The sequence below is a fragment of the Agrobacterium sp. DSM 25558 genome, assembly GCF_900100825.1.
Lineage (GTDB): Bacteria > Pseudomonadota > Alphaproteobacteria > Rhizobiales > Rhizobiaceae > Agrobacterium.
The window spans coordinates 1-2,077 of sequence record NZ_FMUD01000078.1 but is presented as its reverse complement, the minus strand read 5'-3'; the positions used below and the strand labels follow the sequence as shown (position 1 = coordinate 2,077).

The window sequence follows — 2,077 nt, the reverse complement described above, 5'->3', positions numbered from 1 at the left end:
ATTGCCACGAATGGAACCCGAGCATGTCACAACCTGTCAACAGGCTCGTGAGGCAGATAACAGTGGCGCAACTAATAATACGATGTCGGGACATCATCTATCTCTTGGTAGAAAAACTTGAAATGTTCGACATGAAGAAACAAATTTGCCGGACAATGTCAAAATTCGGAATGCCCGTCTCGGTAAATCCATCACCTCGGGTATTCAATAGATCGCGACGCGCCAACATAGCCTCCTAAAACGCAGGCTTGAGACGCGCTTCTCCTGATTTTAAAATCCACTTTGTCAACAGGCCCTAATATACTACCCTTGATTGCTCCAACGGTCCTGTGTAACTTGCTAATAATAGTGAAAGGGCAGCAAACCATAATGGATGAAATGAGAGAGCCAAGGAACAAATTTGCCGATTTTCTTAAAGACGAGACGCTAACTTATAATCATCTGCCTTTAGTCCACATATCAGACGGCTATAACATTGAAGATATTTTAACGCCAAAAGCGCTGAAAGCGACACCATGTAAAATTTTTGGCCGCGATATCCTTTACATGTTCTACGGCAAACCAGCTTACCGTACCAAACACGCAGGAAGTAATTTCCTTTCTTGTCACTTACCTTGCGAATTTATTTTCCGACCAGAAATAATTTCTAATAATATTAAAGCAGTATACCCATTTGATACAGGGGCGTTTCAAAATCAAATGTACAGTGCGTTTTTCCATCCCAAATCCCAAGTCGCGGATTTTGCGCTACCTCCATCGCTATCGTCTGTCACCCAATTAGTTCAGAAATTCTATCGTTCCAACGAAGAGTATTTTCACGGCGGATCTCGCAAAAATATCGATGTACCACCTCTAAACTTTGAAGTTGAGGGTTACTTAGAACTTTCCAGAGCGCCGTCTCATCCGGAAGATGGATCGAGATTAAGAGCAGACGAGAGAGCATCTGCGGTTGAACTACATTTTTACTCTGATGTTGACCTGAAAGACGCCCTAGTGGGATGCGTATTACCGGTATCATTTCTTGGCGATAAAGGAATTCAGGAAGCCCTAGAATATATAAATCCTAAAATTATAAAGACGTACAATACAATTCATAAGCACACATATGAGTCAATCGCTGGAAAAATCTATGAAATAGTAGAAAATATTTACAAGGAGGAAAATTACTTATGAATTTTGTTGGATTTTACAGACTGCTGAACTACACACCAGCGCCTGTTCTGCCCTTTTTCGAAAAGGAAAACGTGACTTTTCGGCAAATTTCCGATGATAGCAACAATGTTTCTGAATATGTTGAAATCCAAGATTATGAAAAAGACAGGCTATTTATTACAAATGAAATTAAAGTTCGGCCTCCTAAGATTGGGAGTCCAGCTATCTACTCATATGAATATATTGAAAACTCGGTCGCAGTGGGAGATTTAAACAAATTAAAATCAAGACTAAGAATTATCTTATCCAATAATGAATCATTGATATCAAATGACTTCGCTAAACTTGAGATTGCAACGTTTATTAACGACGAAGCATTGATCCTTGAGTCAGCAAAAGAATGCTATCGAATTTTATCTGCTACCTCTCAGCAACTCCCATCAAAATGGCTAATGGGAGCTCCTATATCCTCATCTATAAAACAAATTATTCGAGAAAATTTTGCCTCGCCAAAAATGAAAAATAATTCTTTCGGATTCAGATATTCATGCAGAAAGATAGTCAATTACTCTATAGAGGCGGCAGCATCTCGAAATTCTATGGATAAATTTCAATATATAAGCGAATCGATCGATACATATTTTTCGAGACTAAAAAACGACTCGTCTATAGAAATCACAAAAAGCGAATTTGAAGAAACGAAGGCCCTTTTCTACAATGAGATAAGTTCCGTTTTTTCTTCGTTTCACAGCGCGACTGTATCAACTATACAAGAGCTGCGAAATATCACTCAAAATATCAACACCTACATAAACAACGATATACTAGAGTTTTTAGTAAAGTCAGAAATAAAAACCCTTTGTCACATCGAAAATAAGCATTATAAAGTAAAAATATCAGACCAATTTCAAATGAGTTCCTAAAT

Annotated in this window: 2 protein-coding genes; both read left to right on the top strand. The window is 38.1% G+C overall.

Annotation, left to right across the window (positions count from 1 at the left end):
* Positions 1-369 precede the first annotated feature (369 nt).
* Entirely contained in the window at positions 370-1,173 is an 804-nt protein-coding gene (locus DSM25558_RS27475) for a hypothetical protein (protein ID WP_077107778.1), read from the top strand.
* Complete coding sequence (locus DSM25558_RS27470) at positions 1,170-2,075, top strand: hypothetical protein (RefSeq protein WP_077107777.1); 906 nt, start codon at positions 1,170-1,172, stop codon at positions 2,073-2,075. The genes DSM25558_RS27475 and DSM25558_RS27470 overlap by 4 nt, the downstream gene beginning before the upstream one ends.
* The last annotated feature ends 2 nt before the right edge of the window (positions 2,076-2,077 follow it).